This window comes from uncultured Serinicoccus sp., assembly GCF_947500995.1.
In the GTDB taxonomy this organism is placed as follows: domain Bacteria; phylum Actinomycetota; class Actinomycetes; order Actinomycetales; family Dermatophilaceae; genus Ornithinicoccus.
This window is the reverse complement of record NZ_CANMUA010000002.1, coordinates 189,774-208,173: the sequence shown is the minus strand read 5'-3', so window position 1 is coordinate 208,173 and position 18,400 is coordinate 189,774. Positions and strand designations below refer to the sequence as shown.

Genomic DNA, 18,400 nt, shown 5'->3' with positions numbered 1-18,400 from the left:
AGACGGCCCGTCGCCTTCAGCGCCGGACGTCGTAGACGGCCATGGTGACGCCGTTGCCGTAGGTCTGCGACTCCACCAGCGTGAGCCTCTGGTGGGGGCCGTCGGCGAACAGCCGGAGGCCGCTGCCGAGCAGCACGGGGAAGACGAGCAGGTGGTAGCGGTCGACGAGCCCCGCCGCCGCGAGCCCCTGCGCGAGCGTGGCGCTGCCGTGCACGATGATCGGGTCGCCCTCGCCCTCCTTGAGCGCCCGCACCTCGTCCAGCGACCCCAGGACGGTCGCCTCCCACTGGCTCGTGTCCGTGAGCGTGGTCGAGACGACGTAGCGCGGCATGGCGTTGTAGCCGGGGAACTCCTCGGTCATGCTCGGCCACACCGGCGCGAACTCGTCGTAGGTCCGCCGACCCAGCAGCAGCGCACCGGCCTCGTCCTGCTCGGTGCCCTTGATCTCGTAGGCGGCCTCGTCGAACTCGACGTCGGTGAAGCTCCACCCGCCGTGGGGGTGCTCGCCGCCCCCGGGGGAGTCGACGACCCCGTCGAGGGTGATGAACTCGGTGACGATCAGCTGGCGCATCCTGCTCCTCCGGTCTGCCGTGGGCCGCCCCGGGTGCGGCCGTCGGGGGTATGACGTCGCTGCGGCCGCCGACTCATCGGTGCCGCCGCGGCAGGCTCGGGACCGGCGGGAGGGACTCCCCGGTCAGCTCACCAGACGTCGCAGCGCCCACCTGGCCACCGGTCGGTAGGCCAGCACGACCGGCGCCGGCCCGCTCAGCACGAGACCGGCCTCGGTGAGCGGGCCGGTGCTGTCGGGCAGGGCGACGAGGGTGTGGTGCAGGTCCAGGCGGAACGGGCCCGGCACCGGCCGGACCAGGCGCACGGTCCACGACCACGTCCGCGCCGGCTCGTCCACGGCGCTGACCACGAAGTCGACCGCGAGCCCCAGGGTCCCGTGCACCCGACCGGACATCCCCGCGTGCAGCCGGGTCGACCCCCCGGCGGACACCCCGTCGACCTCGACGCGGCGCAGGTGCGGTGCCCAGTCCGCCCAGCGGGAGGGATCGGCATACCGATCCCAGGCCTCGTCGACCGGCAGCGGCCCGCGCGCCGAGGTCCAGACCTCGCTGCGCCTCACCCCTGACCCGGAATGGCGCACTGGGCGGTGCCGCCCGGCAGCCGCCCCCGGTTGGCCGCCACGAGCCGGTAGACGGCGGCGCCCGGGCGCTCCAGGACCCGCGAGCCCAGGACCAGCCCGAGGGTCCGCAGCGGCTGGGGGCAGTGGGCGAGGATCTGCGCCCACGCGCGGTGGCCGTAGGCGACCTGCCCGTCGGGGAGCACCACGGGCATCTCCAGCCCGGTGCGCCCGGCGTCGACGCCCAGGGCGGCGAGGTCGTGCTCCTGCAGCGACGAGACGTCCACCCGGGCGCCCAGCCGCGGGATCCACCCCGCCGCCCGCGTGCAGAAGCCGCAGTCGCCGTCGTAGAGCGCGAGCGGCCTGCGGCGGGGTGCTGTCGTCATGACCTCATGGTCGCGCACCGTGCGACCGGCGGCGAGTCGACCGGGCGCCCCGGCGAGGCAGCAGGCCCCTCGACCGGTCAGAGGGAGACCTCCGGGCAGCGCCCGGTGCCTGGGTGCGCCCCGGCGCTCAGACCGGCTGCGGCTGCCCGGCCTCGCGGCCGGTGCTCCGTGGGCGGGGCTCCTCCACCTGGCCGTCCGCGCTGACCGGCGCCTCGTCGATGGCCTCGGCGGTCGCGGTGGGCTCGGGTGCGCCGGTGCGGCGAGGGTCGAGGTGGACCCCCGCGATCATGCACCGCACCGAGCCCCCGGCCAGCTCGATGGTGGGGATGTCCACCGACACGATCTGGCAGGAGCGCTCGATCGCGGTGATCTGCGGCCCGGTGAGGCTGCGCCGGGCCCGCCCGGACATCGCCATGACGTGCTGCCGCCGACCCTCCGGGGTCCGCCCCAGCAGCTCGACCGCGTTGCCCGCGAACTCGCGCACCTGGTGCTCGCTCAGCTCGATGATCTCGCGCCCGGTGACCTCGAGCCGCTCACGCACCTCGCGGCGGCGCTGCGGGTCGCCGATCATGTCGAGCGCGATGAGCGCGACGTCGGTGCCGATGCAGGCGATGACGTTGGTGTGGTAGACCGGCACCCCGCCCGCGTCGACCGCCCGGAACGGCATCGGCTCGTAGTTGAAGTCGCTGCAGAAGCGCTCCAGGACGTGGGTGTCGGCCCGGTGGCTGACGGCCGTGTAGGCCACCCGGGAGACGTGGTCCAGCACCATCGCACCGGTCCCCTCCAGGAAGATGCCGTCCGGCTCCAGCCCGGAGTAGTCGACGATCGTCTGCAGCCGGTAGTCCGCCTTGAGCATCTCCAGGATGTCGCCGCGCCGCTCGTGCCGGCGGTTGGAGGCATACATCGGGTAGACCGCGACGTAGCCGCCCGGGTGCGTGGAGAGCCAGTTGTTGGGGAAGACGCTGTCCGGCCGGGTGTGGTCCGGGTCGCTGAAGACGTGGACCCGGACCCCGACGTCCCGCAGCGCCTGCGCCACCGCGTCCATCTCGGCCAGCGCCGCCGCCGAGGTCGCCTCGACCGACTGCCCCACGGGCACGTCGTGCTGGAAGGCGTTGTCGGTGGCGGTGGCCGGGTTGGGCACGAAGTTCTCGGCGCGGATGAGGATGACGGAGGACGGGGCTTGGGCACTCACGCCCGGCAATCTAGGGCATCGCGGGGTCTGCCTCCGAAAATGTCGGGGTCAGGTGTCGATCTCCTGCCGTCCCGTCCGACATGCTGGTGAGGTCGCGCACGGCGGCCCGCGAGGAGCGAGGAGAGACGTATGGAGCGACGCATCGTCCGCAGCACCGGCACCACGGGGTGCCCCGGTCCGGCGAGGGGGCAGCGATGAAGTACGTCGTGCTGCTCATGGCCGATGGCGAGCTGTCCGCGTGGTCCACGATGAGCGACGAGGACAAGCAGGCCGTGATGCGGCAGTTCGAGGACTTCGACGCCGCCTGCCGGGACCGGGAGGGCGTGGAGATCCTGGCCGCCGAGGCGCTCGGGGCCGGTGACACGGCCACGGTCGTCCGCACCCGCGGCGGTGAGCGGGTCGTCACCGACGGGCCCTACGCGGAGGCCGTGGAGGAGCTGGGTGGGTTCTACCTGCTCGAGGCCCCCGACCTCGACGTCGTCCTGGAGCTGCTCACCGTCCTGCCGTCCTACGACATCCAGGTCAGCCCGGTCATCGACCCCTCCTGACCACGATGGTCACCGAGCTCGACGAGGTCGTGCGCGAGGAGTGGGGCCGCCTGGTCGCCCTGCTCCTCGCGCGCTTCCGGCGCCTCGACCTCGTCGAGGACGCCCTCGGTGACGCCGTGGAGGCCGCCGCCCGGCAGTGGCCGCGGGAGGGCGCCCCGACGAACCCCGCGGCCTGGCTGCAGACCGTGGCCCGGCGCCGCATCGTCGACCGGCTGCGCGCCGAGGCGATGGCCGGCCGGCGTCACGCGCTGCTCGCGACCGACCTCGACCGCCGCCCGCCCCGCGCGATGGCCGACCCCGGCGACCTCGTCGAGGACGACCTGCTGCGCCTCGTGCTCATGTGCACCCACCCGGCCCTCGCCCCGGAGGCGTCGAGCGCCCTCGCCCTGCGGCTGGTGCTGGGCGTGAGCACGCACGACGTGGCCGCCCTCTTCCTCGTGCCCGAGCCCACCATGGCGGCCCGCCTCACCCGCGCGAAGAAGAAGATCGTCACGGCCGGCATCCCCTTCGCCGTCCCCGACCTCGCGGCCCTGCCCGGGCGTCTCGAGACCGTCGCGCAGACGGCATACCTCGCCTTCACCGCCGGGTATGCCCCGGCCAGCGGTCCCGACCTGCTGCGTCCCGCGCTCGCGGGGGAGGCGGTGCGCCTGGTCCGCACGGTGCGCGAGCTGCGGCCGGAGGACCCCACGCTGACCGCGCTGCTGGCCCTCGTGCTGCTGCAGCACTCCCGTCGGGACGCCCGGGTGGACGACCAGGGGCGGCTGGTGCTGCTGGGCGACCAGGACCGCGACCGGTGGCACCACGACGAGGTCGCGGAGGCGCGCCGGTTGCTGGCCTCGCCCGTGGTCGTGGGCACCCCGCTGCCGGAGCTGGCGGGGACCTACCTGCTGCAGGCGCTCGTGGCCGCCGAGCACGCCGCCGCCCCGAGCAGCGCGCAGACGAGGTGGGACCGCATCGTCGCGCTCTACGACCAGCTGCTGGTCCTCGCCCCGTCGCCGCCCGCCCGGCTCGCGCGGGCCGTCGCCGTCGCGGAGGCGCACGGTCCGCAGGCCGGCCTCGCCGCCCTCGACGGCGTGGAGATCGCGGGCAGCCACCGCCTGCCCGTCGTCCGCGCCGAGCTGCTCGCCCGGTCGGGCGAGGTGGCCGCGGCGCTCCAGCAGCTCGACACGGCCCTGGCCGCGTGCGGCAACGAGGCCGAGCGCGCCCACCTGCGACGACGCCGCGCCGAGCTGGCGCGGCCCGAGATCTCCCACCCCGGAGGCTGACGCCGGCGCTACGCTCGGAGGGTGCGATCCCGCGCCAGCCTGCCGCCACCTCCGGTCGGGTGCTCGCCGTGGCCCTGAGCGTCCTCGACCTGTTCACCGTGGGCATCGGGCCGTCGTCCTCCCACACCGTCGGCCCGATGCGCGCCGCGCGGATCTTCGCCGAGGGCCTGGCCACGGACGGCCTGCTGCCGGAGGTCGGCCGCGTGCGCGCCGAGCTCTTCGGCTCCCTGGGTGCCACCGGGCACGGCCACGGCTCGGACCGCGCGGTCGTCCTCGGGCTCGAGGGCGAGGACCCGGAGACCGTCGACACCGCCACGGTCGCCCAGCGCGTCGCCGACGTCCGGGAGCGCGGCCGGGTCAGCCTGCTGGGACGGGTCGAGGTGGGCCTCGCCGAGGACGACCTCGTGCTGCACCGCCGGCTCACCCTGCCCGGCCACCCCAACGGTATGACGTTCCGCGCCTGCGCGGCCGACGGCACGGTCCTGCGCGAGCGCACGTACTACAGCGTGGGCGGCGGCTTCGTCGTGGACGAGGAGGCCCTGGGCGCGGACCGGGTCGTCGCGGACGACACCCCGCTGCCGCACGGCTTCGGCACCGGCGCCGAGCTGCTGGCCCACTGCCGGGAGCAGGGCGTGGACGTCGCGGGCCTGGTGCGGCGCAACGAGGAGGCCTTCCGGCCGTGGGAGCAGACCCGTGCCCAGCTGCTCCACCTGTGGTCGGTGATGCAGGAGTGCGTGGCGGCCGGGCTGGCGCACGAGGGCACCCTGCCGGGAGGGCTCCGGGTCCGTCGCAGGGCGCCCGTGCTGCACGCCCGGCTGCAGGAGCAGGGACTGCCGGACGACCCGTGGCGGGCGATGGACTGGATCGACCTGTGGGCGATGGCGGTCAACGAGGAGAACGCCTCGGGCGGGCGCGTCGTCACCGCCCCCACCAACGGCGCGGCCGGCGTCATCCCCGCCGTCCTGCACTACTACCGTCACCTCGTCCCGGGCGCCGACGACGACGGCGTGGTCGACCTGCTGCTCACGGCCGGTGCGATCGGGATCATCATCAAGGAGAACGCCTCCATCTCCGGGGCCGAGGTCGGCTGCCAGGGGGAGGTCGGCTCCGCCTGCGCGATGGCCGCCGCGGGCCTCACCCAGGTGCTGGGGGGCACGCCGGCACAGGTGGAGGCGGCCGCCGAGATCGGCATCGAGCACCACCTCGGTCTCACCTGCGACCCCGTCGGGGGGCTGGTGCAGATCCCGTGCATCGAGCGCAACGCGGTGGGCGCGATGAAGGCGGTGCACGCGGCCCGGCTGGCACGCCACGGCGACGGCACGCACACCGTCTCCCTGGACCAGGCGGTCCGGACCATGCGGCAGACCGGCCGGGACATGAAACGCAAGTACAAGGAGACCTCGCGCGGCGGGCTGGCGGTCAACGTCGTCGAGTGCTGAGGGCCTCTGTCCGGGTCGCCAAGGTCTCGCTTCGGCAAAGGTTTGTCACAGGACCTTTCCCCAGGCGCCCGATGGTCGTACCGTCAGCACTGTGAGAGCACATGTCTCTTCCCTCGGTGCATGGCGCGGCGACGCGCCGGTGCACCACACGGTGATCAACGTGGAGACCACAGCACAGGTGATCACCGACAGGTCCATCGAGCTGGCGGACACGGAGTCCGGCGGTCCCTTCTGCGTGCAGGAGGGGTGCCAGCCGGACGCGTGAGCTCGTGAACCCGGGACTGAGCCGGTCTGCAGCCCTGCTGCAGACCGGCTCAGTCGTGGGTGGGATCAGTCGTCCTGCGCGGGACCGTCCGCCACGTCGTCCCGGAGGAGCTCGCCGTGGCGCAGGACGAGGCGCACGTCCAGGTCGCGGTCCAGACCCACGAGGTCCGCGCGGTGCCCGGGCGCCAGCTGGCCGGCGTCGAGCCCGAGGGTCCGGGCCGGGCCCCAGGTCGCCGACAGCAGGGCCGCGCACCGGGCGACACCGGCCGCGACGCTGGTGCGCACCGCCCGGTCGAGGGTGAGGGTGCTGCCCGCGATGCTCCCGTTGTCCAGGGTCCGTGCCACCCCGTCGACCACCTCGACGTCCATCGGGCCGAGGCGGTAGCGGCCGTCCGCGGCCGCCGCACCGGCCATGGCGTCGCTGACGAGCACGACGCGCGACAGGGTGCTGCGCACCGTGAGCTCCACGACGTCGGGGTGGACGTGGACGCCGTCCACGATGAGCTCGACGGCGAGCCGGGGGTCGGCGAGGGCGGCCACCACGGGGCCGGGGTCACGGTGGTGCAGCGGACGCATGGCGTTGAAGAGGTGGGTGACGACGGTGGCCCCCGCGTCGACCGCCTCGCGCAGCTGGTCGGCGTCGGCGTCGGTGTGGCCCACGGCGACGACCACGCCCGCCGCGACGAAGCGGCGGACCGCCTCCATCCCGCCGGGCAGCTCGGGGGCGAGGGTGACCATGCAGATGGTGCCGGCGCCCGCCTCCAGCAGCGCGTCGATCTCCGCCGGGTCCGGGTTGCGCAGGTCCTCGAGCCGGTGCGCGCCGCGGTGCAGCGGGCTCAGCCAGGGCCCCTCCAGGTGGATGCCGGCGATCATGGTGCCGCGCACGAGCGGGGCCAGCGCGCGGACCTGGGCGAGCAGCGTAGGGGGGTCGGCCGAGACGAGGGAGGCGACGACCGTGGTCGTGCCCGCTGCGTGGTGGGTCGCGGCGGCCGCGCGCACCTCGTCGGGGTCGGTCGTGGCGAAGGTATGCCCGCCGCCGCCGTGGCAGTGCATGTCGACGAACCCCGGGGCGAGGAAGGGGGTGTGCCGGTCGGCGGGGTAGAGCGGGGCGTCCCTCCCGACCTGGGTGATCCGGTCACCCTCCACGGCCACCCAGCCCCCGGCGAGGGTGCCGTCGGGCCACAGGACCTGCTCGCCGGAGATGACCATCCGCTCCCTCATCGGGCCCCCCGCAGGACGTCGGCGGCGGCGGCCGCGCTCGCGGCGCCCCCGCCGAAGGTCCGCACCACGCAGGCGGGCGCGTCCCCGTCCGGCAGGTCCCGGATGCCCGTGTGCACGAGGACGTCGCACCGGGCCAGCAGGCTGCGGGCGATCTCGGCGCCGGCGTCGGAGCCGAGATCGGTGTGGTCGTCGCTCACGAGGACCAGTCCACCACGGTCGGGGCTGCCGGCGACAGCCACGGACGGCTCCACGACCCGGCCCGCGAGCTCGCGCGCCAGCCCCTGGGTGAGGACCTCCTGGCGCGCGCCGCTGGCGATGTTGGCGCCACCACCCAGGGCGGTGACGTCCGGGCTGCGCAGCACGGGGACCTGCCCGGTCACCCGCACGGCACGCGCGGCGGCGGCCCTCCCCGCCCGGGTCGCCGCCGCGGCGTCGGTCTGCCCGGTGGGCGCGGCCCGGCGTTCCGCCTGCCGCCGTCCCAGCCCGGCTACCCTCCGGTCCGCCTCGAGCAGCCGCTCGCGGTCCAGGTCACCCCGCCGCACGGCGGCGACCACCGCGTCGGCGAGCGCGAGGGTGTCCTCGCGCGCGTCGTAGTCGCCCGGGTGCACCGGGTTGCCGATGCACAGCAGGTCCGCGCCGGCGGCGAGGGCCAGCACGGCCGCCCCCGCCCGGCCCCAGCCCTGCGCCACGGCGGCCATGTCGAGGGCGTCGGTGCAGATGACCCCGTCGAAGCCCAGGTCCTCCCGCAGCACGCGCAGCACCGAGGGGTTGAGCGTGGCCGGGAGGTCGCCATGCCCGGGCACGACCAGGTGGCCGGTCATGACCATGGGCACCTCCGCGCGGACCGCGGCGGCGAAGGGCACCAGCTCGCGGGCGCGGAGGACCTCGTCGTCGACGTCCAGCACCGGCAGGTCGAGGTGGGAGTCGACGCGCGTGGAGCCGTGGCCGGGGAAGTGCTTGGCGCAGGCGAGGACGCCCGCCTCGCCCAGCCCCTGCACGGCCGCCGCGACGTGCCCGGCGACCCGCTCGGGGTCCGGGCCGAAGGAGCGCACCCCGATGACCGGGTTCGCGGGCTCGGTGTTGACGTCGGCGTCCGGCGCGGCGGTGACGTCGATGCCGACCTCCCGCAGCTGCCCGCCCAGGCCGGCCATGACCTCCCGGGTCAGCGCGACGTCGTCGGCCACCCCCAGTGCCCACGCCCCGGGCCACGGGGAGCCGTCCCGGTGGTGCAGCCGGGTGACCGTGCCGCCTTCCTCGTCCGCGGCCACGAGAGCCTGCGGCCGCCGGGCGTGGACCTGCGTGGTGAGCGCCCTCACCTGCTCGCCGTCCTCGACGTTGTGGCCGAAGAGCCAGACGCCGGCCATACCCTCCTCGAGCAGGTCCCCCAGCCAGTCCGGCAGGGTCGTCCCCACGAAGCCGGGGACGAGCACGCCGAGCGCGGCCCGGCGCAGCAGCTGGTCGTCGGCGGGTGCGTCGGTTCCGGTCATCCCTTGGTCGCTCCTGACATGAGTCCGCTGGAGAGCCGCGACTGGACGGCGACGAAGAAGATCATGACCGGGACGGTGATGATCGTGCTGGCCGCCATGACCGCACCCCAGTCGGTGCCGCCGCGGGTGAAGAAGGTCCGCAGGCCGACGGCGGCGGTGTACATGTCGTCGTCGGCCATGAAGGTCAGCGCGAAGATGAACTCGTTCCACGCCAGGATGAAGCTGAAGACGCTCACCGCGACCAGCCCGGGCGCCACCAGCGGGAAGAGCACCTTCCAGAACATCTGCCACCAGCTCGCCCCGTCGAGGTAGGCCGCCTCCTCCAGCTCGACGGGCACCGCGGCCACGAAGCCGCGCAGCGTCCAGATCGCGAAGGACAGGCTGAAGGCGATGTAGACCACCGACAGTCCCAGCAGGCTGTTGAGCAGACCCAGCGTCTTGGCCTGCAGGAACAGCGGGATGACCAGCGCCTCCATCGGCACCATCTGCACGATGAGGATCATCATGAGGATCTTGGTGCGCCCGGAGAACCGGAAGCGGGCCACCGCCACGGCGGCGAAGAGCGCCAGCAGGCCGCTCGCCACGACGGTGACGACCGCGACGATGAGCGAGTTGAGCAGGTAGTCCGGGAAGCGCGTCTGCGACAGCACCCGCCCGAAGTGCTCGAAGGAGATGCCGGAGGGGATGACGCCGCGCCCGCCCGCGTTGGCCGCCGGGTCGAGGGCGGTGCCGATCATGACGAACACCGGGAAGATGCTGAAGACCACGACGACGACGCTGGCCAGGACCAGCCCGCCGCGCCCGAGCAGCCGCCTCACAGCTCCTCCTCCTTGAACAGCGTCCGCAGGTAGACCGCGGTGATGGCCAGCAGCAGGATCGTGAGCAGCACGGCGATCGCCGCCCCGAGACCGAACTGGTTCTGCGACATGGCGGTGATGTAGCTCCACGTGCCCAGGTTGAGCACCTCGCGGTTGGAGCCGTCGCCGCCGGGCATGAGGTAGATCTGCGTGAACACCTTGAAGTCCCAGATGGTGGACAGGATGGTGACGATCGCGAAGACCGGCTTGAGCATGGGCACGGTGATGTGCCGGAACCGCTGCCAGGCGTTGGCGCCGTCGATCATCGCCGCCTCGGGCAGCTCGGACGGGATGGTCACCAGCCCGGCGAGCACGGTCACCGCGACGAACGGGAAGCCGTGGTGGACGACGTTGAGGGTGGCGATGGCGTAGAACCAGCCGCGCTCGGTGAAGAGGTTCTGGGTGGCGACGTCGACGAGGCCCAGCTGGCCGAGGACGCCGGTGAGGAAGCCGGCCCGGGCGTCGAAGAGGTAGACCCAGACGTAGGTGCCGGTCACGGCCGGGATCGCCCAGGCGGCCATGACCGCCATCATGACCAGCGTCCGCCAGCCGGGGGAGAGGCGGTGCAAGAGCAGCGCCACGAGGGTGCCGACGGCCACGGTCAGGACCACGCAGACCAGCGCGAAGACGACGGTGTTGGGCAGCGCCACCCGCCAGAGCCGCTCGTCGGTGAGGATGTCGCGGTAGTTCTGCAGGCCGACGATCTCGGCGCCGCCGCGGACCAGCTCGCGCAGGCCGAAGTCCTGGAAGGACAGGACGACGACCCGCACCATGGGCCACAGCAGCAGGATGCCGATGACGGCCAGGGTCGGCGCGAGCAGCAGCCACGGCCGCCGCGCCGACCCCAGGGCGGGCGAGCTCACGAGCCGAAGATCTCGTTCATCTCGTCCGCGGCGGTGGTGGCGGCCTCCTGCGCGTCGGCCCCACCCCCGAGGATGGACTCCATCATCGCGGGGATGGTCTGCGCGCCCTCGACCTGACCCCACAGCGGGGTGACCGGGAGGGTGGCGCTGCCGTCCTTCATCTGCAGGGCGAACGGCGCGACCAGCGGGTCCTCGGCCTCCTCGAGCCGGGTGAGCAGGTCGTCGGTCGCGGGGAAGAAGCCGGTCTGCTCGCCCCACATCTCGGCATACTCCCCGGTCGTCATCATCTCGACGAAGGTCCAGGCGAGGTCCTGGTTCTCGGCCGTCTCGAAGACCGACAGGTGCGAGCCGCCGGCGAAGGAGGGCGACATGCCGCCGTCCGGCCCCGGGATCGGCACGACGCCCAGCTTGCCCTCCAGGTCGGCGTTGGCCTCGACGATGGACTTCGGGGTCCACGAGCCGCTGATGATCATGCCGGCCTCGCCGCGGGCGAAGGCGTCGCGGGTGTCGGCCTCGTTCCACGTGCTCGCGGCCGGGGTGGACAGCTCGTGCTCCTCGACCAGGGACTCCAGGTAGGCCAGGCCCTCGACCGACTCGGGGGAGTCCAGACCGGAGGTCCAGGTGTCGCCCTCCTGCACGGCGATCTCACCTCCGGCACCCCAGATGAACGGGGTCGTGGTGAACGTCGAGTTGGGGATCGGGAAGGGGATGAGGTCCGGGTCGGCCTCCTTGAGGGCGTCACCGACCTCCGCCAGCTCGTCCCAGGTGGTGGGCGGCTCGATGCCGTTCTCCTCGAAGAGGTCGGCGCGGTAGATGATCGACCGGACACCGGCATACCAGGGCGCGCCGTAGACGGCGCCGTCGTAGGTGCCGGACTCCAGCACGCTGCTCACGTAGGCGTCGCCCAGGCCGGACTCCTCGATCTGGGGGCCGAGGTCCATCAGCGCGCCGGCGTCCCCGAACTCGGGGGTCCAGGTGGTGCCCACCTCCGCGACGTCCGGACCGGTGCCGCCGGCGATCGAGTTGACGAACTGGTCGTGCGCGGAGGCCCAGGGGATGAACTGGATGTCCAGGGTGGCGCCGGTCTCCTCCTCGAAGGCCGTGCTCACCTCCTCGAAGAACGGCGTGGCGTCCGGGTTCGTGCCCTCCATGATCCAGACGCTCAGGGTCTCGCCCGTGGCGTCCATGGCCTCGCCGGATCCGTCGTCGCCGGAGCCGGTGTCCTCACCACCACCTCCGCAGGCGGTGAGCGTGAGGGTGGTGGCCGTGGCCAGCGCGAGCAGGCGGGTGGTGCGCTTCATGATGGTGTCCTTCCGGTGGGGGTGGCGGGTCTGCCGGTATGCCGTGGTCAGGGTCGTCCGCCGGAGGCGGCGGGGAAGAGGTCGACGAGGATGCGGTAGCGGTCGCCGCGGTAGACCGAGCGGACGAACTCCGCGACCTGTCCGTCGGCGACCCGGGAGGTGCGCTCGAAGAGGAAGGCGGGGGAGCCCGCGCTGGTGTGCAGCTGCTCGGCCTCCTCGGCGGTGACGAGGTGCGGCTCGATGGTCTGGGTGCCGGCGCTGATGGTGAGCCCGTAGCGCGCCTCGAGCAGCTGGTAGAACGAGGCGTCCTCGAGGTCGGCGCCGGTGAGCCCGGGGACGAGGTCGGCGGGGACGTGCAGGTCCTCCAGCGCCATCGGCTCGCCGTCGGCGGTGCGGACCCGGCGCACGTGGATGACGCTCGAGGTGGGGTCGACCCCCAGCACCGAGGCGAGCATCATGCCGGCCGGCTCCTGCCGGGCCCAGACCGTGTGCGCGCCCGGCGTCATGCCGCGCGAGCGCATGTCGGTGGAGAACGACGTGGCGGACAGCTGCTGGTCGACCCGTTCGGGGGCCACGAAGGTGCCGGCGCCCGGGCGGCGGATGAGCCGGTGGTCGGCGACGAGCGACTCGACCACGCGGCGCAGGGTCATCCGCGCCACGCCGAGGTCGGCCGCGAGGTCGCGCTCGGCGGGCAGCGGCTCACCGGGACGCATCGGGGCGATGAGGTCCTCCAGGCGGTGGCGGACCAGCTCGGCCTTGGCCCCCCGGGCACCGCTCGTGGGCACCGGCGCGCGCGCCGGTTCGGCGGTCATCGTCCGCGGACCGGACGGGACGCGGTGGACTGGGTGTTGTCGGCCGAGAGCGCGGTGACGACGTAGACGTCGTGCTTGTCCCCGTCGGGGTCGACCCAGCCGGTGTCGCCGGTGCCCAGGACCGCGACGAGGCTGTCGGCGTCGAGGTCGTCGCAGTCGACGCGGCCCGGGCCCCGGGCGTCGTCGACGCGGTAGACGGCGAACCCGGCGTCGTCGCCCGCGTGGCTCCACGACAGCGCGGTGCCCTCGGCCGTGCGCCGCGTGCGGACCTTCGTCGGGGCGTCCACCTCGGGCGTGGTGCCGGGGTTGAGCGCGGGCGGCAGGGCCGGGCTGCCATAGTGCTCGCTCTGCAGGAGCGACCAGTGGTCGAGCCGGTCGGCCCGCACGTCCTTGGCGGAGAAGTAGACGTCGCCGGTGACCTGCGGGTACTGCTCGTTGAGGTCGAGGTGACGCACCATCTCGGCGGGGTCGGACCACTCCGGCGACTGCGTCGAGGTGCCGACCTTGTAGGTCGCCTGACCGATCCACAGCGCCACGTCGGTGCCGTCGACCTGCTCGCTCCACCACGGGACGAGGACGTCGTAGGCGGCCGGCTCGAACCCGATGGCCCAGTAGACCTGGGGCAGGACGTAGTCCATCCACTCCTCGCGCACCCACCGGCGGGTGTCGGCATACAGGTCGTCGTAGGTCTGGGCGCCGGCCGTGGTCTCCGAGCCCTCGGGGTCGGTGCCGGCGTTGCGCCAGACGGCGAACGGGCTGACGCCGAAGGCGACGTGCGGCTTGGCGGCCTCGATCTGCTCGTGCAGGCCCTCGATGAGCCGGTCGACGTTGTGGCGCCGCCAGTCGCCGCGGTCCGCGAACCCGGCGCCGTAGGCGGCGTAGCTCTCGTCGTCGGAGAACTCCTCGCCGGCCACCGGGTAGGGGTAGAAGTAGTCGTCGAAGTGGACGCCGTCGATGTCGTAGCGCTCGACCGCCTCCATGATGACGGCGGTGGTGTGCTCGCGGACGGCCGGGACGCCCGGGTCGTAGTAGAGCTTGCCGCCGTAGGCGACGGTCCAGTCGGGGTGGACCCGGGCCGGGTGGTCCTCGGCCAGGACCGAGGGGTCGGTGCCCGTGAGGGTGACGCGGTAGGGGTTGAACCACGCGTGGAAGTCCAGGCCGCGCGCGTGGGCCTCCTCGACGGCGAAGGCCATGGGGTCCCAGCCGCCGAAGTCGGCGCCCTGCTCCCCGGTAAGCCACGCGCTGCTCGGCTCCAGCTCGGAGGGCCAGAAGGTGTCGGCCGTGGGGCGGACCTGCACGACCACGCTGTTGAGGCCGGAGGCCAGCGCCTCGTCGTACCACGCCTCCAGCTCGGCCTGCGCCTCCTGCGGGCTCAGCCCGGGCCGGGAGGGCCAGTCGATGTTGGCGACGCTGGCGATCCACACCCCGCGCATCTCGTGCAGCGGCGCCTCGGGCGCCGGGCTGCACGTCGTCCACGGTGCTCCGGCCGGGGCCGGGGCGGCCTGGGAGGTCGCGGCACCCCCGAGGGCGAGCGCCGCCCCCAGGGGGACGACGGCGCCGGCGAGGAGGGTGCGGCGGTGACGGGGGTGCGGTGCGGGCATCTGCTCTCACGTCCTTGTCAGAGTCATCTAGACCAACGGTGTTAGACCAATGGTCCAGAGATTGGCATACTGCCTCCCGTGATGTCAACGACGAACGAGCACGACGGCGTGGCGGTCGACCTCCTGGCGGTGGACCTCGGCAAGACCGGAGCCCGGGGCCGCTGGCGCCGCGGCGAGGAGGTGCGCGAGGCCGACGGCCCGGGGGTCGTGGGCCTGGCGGCCGCCGACGGGGTGGAGCAGGTCGTGGGGGCGGTGCGGTCGCTGACCGGCGCGCTGGGGCTCGCCGGGGAGCGGGTGGACGTCCTGGCCGTCGGGCTCGTGGGTTACCACGCGGCCAGCGCCCGACGGGACGACCTGGCGGCGACCCTGCTGGACGAGGTCGCCGACACGGTGGTGCTCACCGGGGACGTGACGACCACCTACGCCGGGGCGGTCGGGGACCGGCCCGGGGTCGTCGTCGCGGCCGGCACCGGCGCCGTCGCCCTCGCAGCCGACGGGGCAGGGCGCACCGCGGTCCGTGACGGGTGGGGCTTCCTGCTCGGGGACGACGGCAGCGGGTATGCCGTGGGCCGCGCCGGCCTGCGCGCCGCCCTCGAGCACCGGGACGGCAGGGGTGGCTCGGCCGCTCTGGAGCAGGCGGCGACACGGCGCTTCGGCGACCTCACCGGTCTGCCGTCGGCGGTCCACTCGGCCGAGCACCCCTCCCGGCTCCTCGCCTCCTTCGCCCGCGACGTCGCCGAGGCCGCACGCGGCGGCGACCCCGTGGCCGTGCAGATCTGGCAGGAGGCCGGCGAGACGCTGGCCCGCACCGCCCTGGCCTGCCGCGACGCCCTCGACCCCGGCCTGCCGGTCTGCCTGGCCGGGGGGCTGGTCGAGGTCGGTCCGCTGCTCACCGAGCCCTTCGCGGCCGCGGTCGGGGGTGAGGTGCTGCGGGCGGCCGGGACGTCGCTGGACGGCGCGGAGACCCTCGCCCGCCAGGCGTGGGCGGGCGAGCCGGGACCGGTGCTGGCCGGCCAGGTGAGCGTGACCCGCCGCGCTGCCCGCTCGGGTCGGGGCCACGACGCCCCTTCCCGCACCGGACGCGCGTCCGGGACACACCGAACCACCCCGGAGCCCGCGGACGACACCCTCGCCGAGGTCATCGGCGCGCTGGCGACCGAGGGTGTGCGCGAGGACCTGCTCGACCTCGACGAGCGCGACACCGCGGCGGTGCTGCGCGAGCTCTGGGGGGCCGAGGCCACGGTCGCGCCCACCCTGCTCGGCGTGGTCCCCGCCGTGGCGGCGGCCGTCGACGACATCGCCGAGCGGCTCCGGGGAGGCGGGCGGATGTTCTACCTCGGCGCCGGGACGCCGGGACGGCTCGCCTTCGTCGACGCCTCGGAGCTGCCGCCGACCTACGGCACCCCCGCCGACCTCGTGCGGGCGCTGCCCGCCGGGGGCGTCGAGGCGATGGTCGAGGCGCGCGAGGGCGCCGAGGACGACGGCGCGGCCGGGGCGGCCATGGTGCGCGAGGCCGGCGTCGGGCCGCAGGACGTCGTGGTGGGCATCAGCGCGTCGGGCCGCACGCCCTACGTCCTCGAGGGTCTGGCGGCGGCCGCCGAGGTCGGCGCGCTCACGGTCGCCGTCTCCAACAACGAGGGAGCCCGGGCCTCGGCCGGGGTCGACCACGCCGTCGAGATCCCCACCGGACCGGAGGTCATCAGCGGCTCCACACGGCTCAAGGCCGGCTCGGCGCAGAAGATGCTGCTCGGTGCCCTCTCGACCGCGGTCATGGTGCGGCTGGGCAAGACCCACGGGCCGTTCATGGTCGACATGCAGGCCTCCAACGTCAAGCTGCGCGACCGCGCCGTGCGGATGGTCCAGCGGGTCGCCGGGTGCGACGCCGAGGCCGCCGCGGCGGCCCTGGAGGAGGCCGGCTGGAGCACGAAGGTCGCGGTCGTCCAGCTCCTCGGAGGTATGCCGACCGACCAGGCCCGCAGGGCCCTCACCGAGGGCGGTGGGTCGGTGCGGGGGGCGCTCGCCCGGGCGGACGGGGGTCGCCGGTGATCGTCGTCGGGGCCGGCTCCGGGACCAGCGTGGACGGGATCGACGTCGCGGCGCTCGACCTCCGCCTCGACCGCGACCTGGTGCGGGCGAGGCTGCTCGGTGCGGGGACGGTGCCCTTCGACCCCGACCTGCGGGCCGACGTGCTCGCCGCCTTCCCGCCGGGCCGCCTCGGGATGCAGGAGGTGTGCCGCCTCGACACCCGGCTCGGGCAGGCGTTCGCCGAGGCGGGTGCCACGCTCGGGAACGAGCTCGCCGGAGGGACCCCGGACCTGGTGTCCTCGCACGGCCAGACGCTCTTCCACGACGTCGTCGACGGCGAGGTCCGGGGCACCCTGCAGCTGGGCCAGCCCGCCTGGATCGCCGAGCGCGTCGGTGCGCCGGTCGTGTCCGACCTGCGCGTCGCCGACGTCGCTGCGGGAGGCCAGGGGGCGCCGCTGGCCAGCACCTGGGACGCGCTCTGGCTGGGCGGGCGCGGGCACACCTGCGCCGCGCTCAACCTCGGCGGCATCGCCAACGTCACCGTCGTGCCCGCCGACGCCCCGACCACGCCGACCACGCCCGCCTCGCCGACCCCGGCCGTGCGCGCCTTCGACACCGGCCCGGCCAACGCCCTGGTCGACGCCGTCGTGACCCGCGAGAGCGGTGGCCGCCGGTCCTACGACGCGGACGGGGCGGGCGCCGCGGCGGGGCGGGTGGACGACGAGCTGCTCGCGCTGCTGCTGGCCGACGACTACTACGCCCAGGCGCCGCCGAAGACGACCGGCAAGGAGCGTTTCCACCTCGGGCACGTCGACGCGGCGCTCAGCACGCTCGGCCGCGAGGTCGCGCACCTCGACCTCCTCGCGACCCTCACCCGGCTCACCGTGCGGACGGTCGCCGACGCGCTGGTGCCGTTCGCGCCCGGCGAGGTCGTCGTCAGCGGCGGTGGCGCGCGCAACGCCACCCTGCTCCGCGGCCTGACCCAGGCGCTCCCGGACGCGCGGGTGACGACGAGCCAGGCGCACGGCATACCTGTCGACGCCAAGGAGGCGTGCCTCTTCGCGCTCCTCGGCTTCCTCACCTGGCACGGCCTGCCCGGCACCGTCGCCGGCGTTACCGGGGCGCGGCACGCGCGGCTGGCCGGCCGCATCACCCCCGGCCACGGGGCGCTGAGCCTCCCCGGGCCAGCCCCGACCGCCCCGACCCGCCTGGAGGTGGTGGGCTGATGGAGGTCGTCATCTGCGACGACGAGCAGCAGCGGGGGCGGCTGGTGGGGGACGTGATCGCCCGCCTGGTCGGCTCCCGGCCCGACGCCGTGCTCGGCCTCGCGACCGGCTCCAGCCCGCGCCCGGTGTATGCCGACCTCCTGGCCCGGGTGCGGGCCGGCACCCTCGACCTGGGTGGGGTGAGCACGTTCTCGCTGGACGAGTACGTCGGGCTGCCCGCGGGCCACCCGGCCGGCTACCGCACCGAGATCCGCGAGCAGCTCACCGACCCCGCCGGCATCCCGGCGGAGCGGGTGCACACCCCGCCCGGCGACGCCGAGGACCTGCCGGCCGCGGCCGCCGACTACGAGCGGCGCATCGCCGAGGCCGGCGGCGTCGACGTGCAGCTGCTCGGGCTGGGCACCGACGGGCACATCGCCTTCAACGAGCCCGGCTCCTCGCTCGCCAGCCGCACCCGCATCAAGACACTGACGCGGCGCACCCGGGAGGACAACGCCCGCTTCTTCGACGACGACGTCGACGCCGTGCCCACGCACTGCCTCACCCAGGGCCTGGGCACGATCCTGCAGGCGCGCCACGTCGTGCTCCTGGCGACGGGGGAGCACAAGGCCCGGGCCGCCGCCGAGCTGGTCGAGGGCGCGGTGTCGGCGCGCTGGCCGGCCACCGTCCTGCAGTGGCACCCGCACGTCAGCGTGCTGCTGGACGAGGCGGCGGCCGGCAGGCTGGAGCTCGCCGGCTACTACCGGGAGGCGTGGGCGGCCAAGCCGGCGTGGCAGGGGCTGTAGGC

Annotated in this window: 17 protein-coding genes; 6 read left to right on the top strand and 11 right to left on the bottom strand. The window is 74.5% G+C overall.

Annotated elements, in window-relative coordinates; translation table 11 throughout:
- Positions 1 to 16: 16 nt before the first annotated feature.
- The 4 genes from Q0967_RS04085 to ctlX all read right to left on the bottom strand — a co-directional run bounded on the left by Q0967_RS04085 (position 17) and on the right by ctlX (position 2,704).
- A complete protein-coding gene (locus Q0967_RS04085) occupies positions 17 to 571 on the bottom strand; it encodes a dihydrofolate reductase family protein (protein ID WP_298746443.1) in 555 nt (184 codons plus the stop codon).
- Positions 572 to 694: 123 nt separating this feature from the next.
- Positions 695 to 1,129: an SRPBCC family protein gene (locus tag Q0967_RS04080; protein WP_298746446.1), complete on the bottom strand. Its 435-nt coding sequence runs from the start codon at positions 1,127 to 1,129 to the stop codon at positions 695 to 697.
- Positions 1,126 to 1,512, bottom strand: coding sequence for a thiol-disulfide oxidoreductase DCC family protein (locus tag Q0967_RS04075; protein ID WP_298746448.1), 387 nt, complete (start codon positions 1,510 to 1,512; stop codon positions 1,126 to 1,128). Before Q0967_RS04075 ends, Q0967_RS04080 begins: the two co-directional genes overlap by 4 nt.
- 127 nt (positions 1,513 to 1,639) lie before the next feature.
- Positions 1,640 to 2,704: a citrulline utilization hydrolase CtlX gene (gene ctlX / locus Q0967_RS04070; RefSeq protein WP_298746451.1), complete on the bottom strand. Its 1,065-nt coding sequence runs from the start codon at positions 2,702 to 2,704 to the stop codon at positions 1,640 to 1,642.
- A 194-nt stretch (positions 2,705 to 2,898) separates the two neighbouring features.
- Here ctlX and Q0967_RS04065 point away from each other — a divergent pair, with 194 nt between their 5' ends.
- The 3 genes from Q0967_RS04065 (at position 2,899) to Q0967_RS04055 (ending at position 5,956) form a co-directional block, all read left to right on the top strand.
- Positions 2,899 to 3,252, top strand: coding sequence for a YciI family protein (locus tag Q0967_RS04065; RefSeq protein WP_298746454.1), 354 nt, complete (start codon positions 2,899 to 2,901; stop codon positions 3,250 to 3,252).
- A 5-nt stretch (positions 3,253 to 3,257) separates the two neighbouring features.
- Positions 3,258 to 4,517, top strand: coding sequence for an RNA polymerase sigma factor (locus Q0967_RS04060; RefSeq protein ID WP_298746457.1), 1,260 nt, complete (start codon positions 3,258 to 3,260; stop codon positions 4,515 to 4,517).
- A 68-nt stretch (positions 4,518 to 4,585) separates the two neighbouring features.
- Positions 4,586 to 5,956: an L-serine ammonia-lyase gene (locus Q0967_RS04055; protein ID WP_298746460.1), complete on the top strand. Its 1,371-nt coding sequence runs from the start codon at positions 4,586 to 4,588 to the stop codon at positions 5,954 to 5,956.
- A 330-nt stretch (positions 5,957 to 6,286) separates the two neighbouring features.
- Here Q0967_RS04055 and nagA read toward each other — a convergent pair whose 3' ends face one another.
- The 7 genes from nagA to Q0967_RS04020 are packed head-to-tail and all read right to left on the bottom strand — an operon-like array spanning position 6,287 to position 14,362.
- Positions 6,287 to 7,441, bottom strand: coding sequence for an N-acetylglucosamine-6-phosphate deacetylase (nagA, locus tag Q0967_RS04050; RefSeq protein WP_298746462.1), 1,155 nt, complete (start codon positions 7,439 to 7,441; stop codon positions 6,287 to 6,289).
- Positions 7,438 to 8,928, bottom strand: a complete 1,491-nt coding sequence (locus Q0967_RS04045) for a glycoside hydrolase family 3 N-terminal domain-containing protein (protein WP_298746465.1) — start codon at positions 8,926 to 8,928, stop codon at positions 7,438 to 7,440. Before Q0967_RS04045 ends, nagA begins: the two co-directional genes overlap by 4 nt.
- The gene (locus Q0967_RS04040) at positions 8,925 to 9,746 is read right to left on the bottom strand and encodes a carbohydrate ABC transporter permease (RefSeq protein WP_298746468.1); all 822 of its coding nucleotides are present in this window, start codon (positions 9,744 to 9,746) and stop codon (positions 8,925 to 8,927) included. The genes Q0967_RS04045 and Q0967_RS04040 overlap by 4 nt, the downstream gene beginning before the upstream one ends.
- Entirely contained in the window at positions 9,743 to 10,648 is a 906-nt protein-coding gene (locus Q0967_RS04035; protein ID WP_298746471.1) for a carbohydrate ABC transporter permease, read from the bottom strand. Before Q0967_RS04035 ends, Q0967_RS04040 begins: the two co-directional genes overlap by 4 nt.
- Positions 10,645 to 11,949: a sugar ABC transporter substrate-binding protein gene (locus Q0967_RS04030; RefSeq protein ID WP_298746474.1), complete on the bottom strand. Its 1,305-nt coding sequence runs from the start codon at positions 11,947 to 11,949 to the stop codon at positions 10,645 to 10,647. Before Q0967_RS04030 ends, Q0967_RS04035 begins: the two co-directional genes overlap by 4 nt.
- A 47-nt stretch (positions 11,950 to 11,996) precedes the next feature.
- Positions 11,997 to 12,761: a GntR family transcriptional regulator gene (locus tag Q0967_RS04025; protein ID WP_298746477.1), complete on the bottom strand. Its 765-nt coding sequence runs from the start codon at positions 12,759 to 12,761 to the stop codon at positions 11,997 to 11,999.
- On the bottom strand, positions 12,758 to 14,362 hold the full coding sequence (locus tag Q0967_RS04020) for a glycoside hydrolase family 10 protein (protein WP_298746480.1): 1,605 nt from the start codon (positions 14,360 to 14,362) through the stop codon (positions 12,758 to 12,760). Before Q0967_RS04020 ends, Q0967_RS04025 begins: the two co-directional genes overlap by 4 nt.
- A gap of 81 nt (positions 14,363 to 14,443) precedes the next feature.
- Between Q0967_RS04020 and Q0967_RS04015 the strand changes: the two genes are divergently transcribed.
- From Q0967_RS04015 to nagB, 3 genes are read left to right on the top strand one after another with little or no spacing between them, the layout of a single operon-like run.
- Positions 14,444 to 16,408, top strand: coding sequence for an N-acetylmuramic acid 6-phosphate etherase (locus Q0967_RS04015; protein WP_298747112.1), 1,965 nt, complete (start codon positions 14,444 to 14,446; stop codon positions 16,406 to 16,408).
- Positions 16,405 to 17,613, top strand: a complete 1,209-nt coding sequence (locus Q0967_RS04010; RefSeq protein ID WP_298746483.1) for an anhydro-N-acetylmuramic acid kinase — start codon at positions 16,405 to 16,407, stop codon at positions 17,611 to 17,613. The genes Q0967_RS04015 and Q0967_RS04010 overlap by 4 nt, the downstream gene beginning before the upstream one ends.
- Positions 17,613 to 18,398, top strand: coding sequence for a glucosamine-6-phosphate deaminase (gene nagB / locus Q0967_RS04005; RefSeq protein WP_298746486.1), 786 nt, complete (start codon positions 17,613 to 17,615; stop codon positions 18,396 to 18,398). Before Q0967_RS04010 ends, nagB begins: the two co-directional genes overlap by 1 nt.
- The last annotated feature ends 2 nt before the right edge of the window (positions 18,399 to 18,400 follow it).

Bases quoted from the DNA above. Each gene is read 5' to 3' on its own strand.
- Q0967_RS04045 (WP_298746465.1), bottom strand. From the start codon at position 8,928: ATGACCGGAACCGACGCACCCGCCGACGACCAGCTGCTGCGCCGGGCC.
- Q0967_RS04025 (WP_298746477.1), bottom strand. From the start codon at position 12,761: ATGACCGCCGAACCGGCGCGCGCGCCGGTGCCCACGAGCGGTGCCCGG.
- Q0967_RS04015 (WP_298747112.1), top strand. From the start codon at position 14,444: ATGTCAACGACGAACGAGCACGACGGCGTGGCGGTCGACCTCCTGGCG.
- Q0967_RS04085 (WP_298746443.1), bottom strand. From the start codon at position 571: ATGCGCCAGCTGATCGTCACCGAGTTCATCACCCTCGACGGGGTCGTC.
- Q0967_RS04030 (WP_298746474.1), bottom strand. From the start codon at position 11,949: ATGAAGCGCACCACCCGCCTGCTCGCGCTGGCCACGGCCACCACCCTC.
- nagB (WP_298746486.1), top strand. From the start codon at position 17,613: ATGGAGGTCGTCATCTGCGACGACGAGCAGCAGCGGGGGCGGCTGGTG.
- Q0967_RS04020 (WP_298746480.1), bottom strand. From the start codon at position 14,362: ATGCCCGCACCGCACCCCCGTCACCGCCGCACCCTCCTCGCCGGCGCC.
- nagA (WP_298746462.1), bottom strand. From the start codon at position 7,441: ATGAGGGAGCGGATGGTCATCTCCGGCGAGCAGGTCCTGTGGCCCGAC.
- Q0967_RS04075 (WP_298746448.1), bottom strand. From the start codon at position 1,512: ATGACGACAGCACCCCGCCGCAGGCCGCTCGCGCTCTACGACGGCGAC.
- Q0967_RS04065 (WP_298746454.1), top strand. From the start codon at position 2,899: ATGAAGTACGTCGTGCTGCTCATGGCCGATGGCGAGCTGTCCGCGTGG.
- Q0967_RS04060 (WP_298746457.1), top strand. From the start codon at position 3,258: ATGGTCACCGAGCTCGACGAGGTCGTGCGCGAGGAGTGGGGCCGCCTG.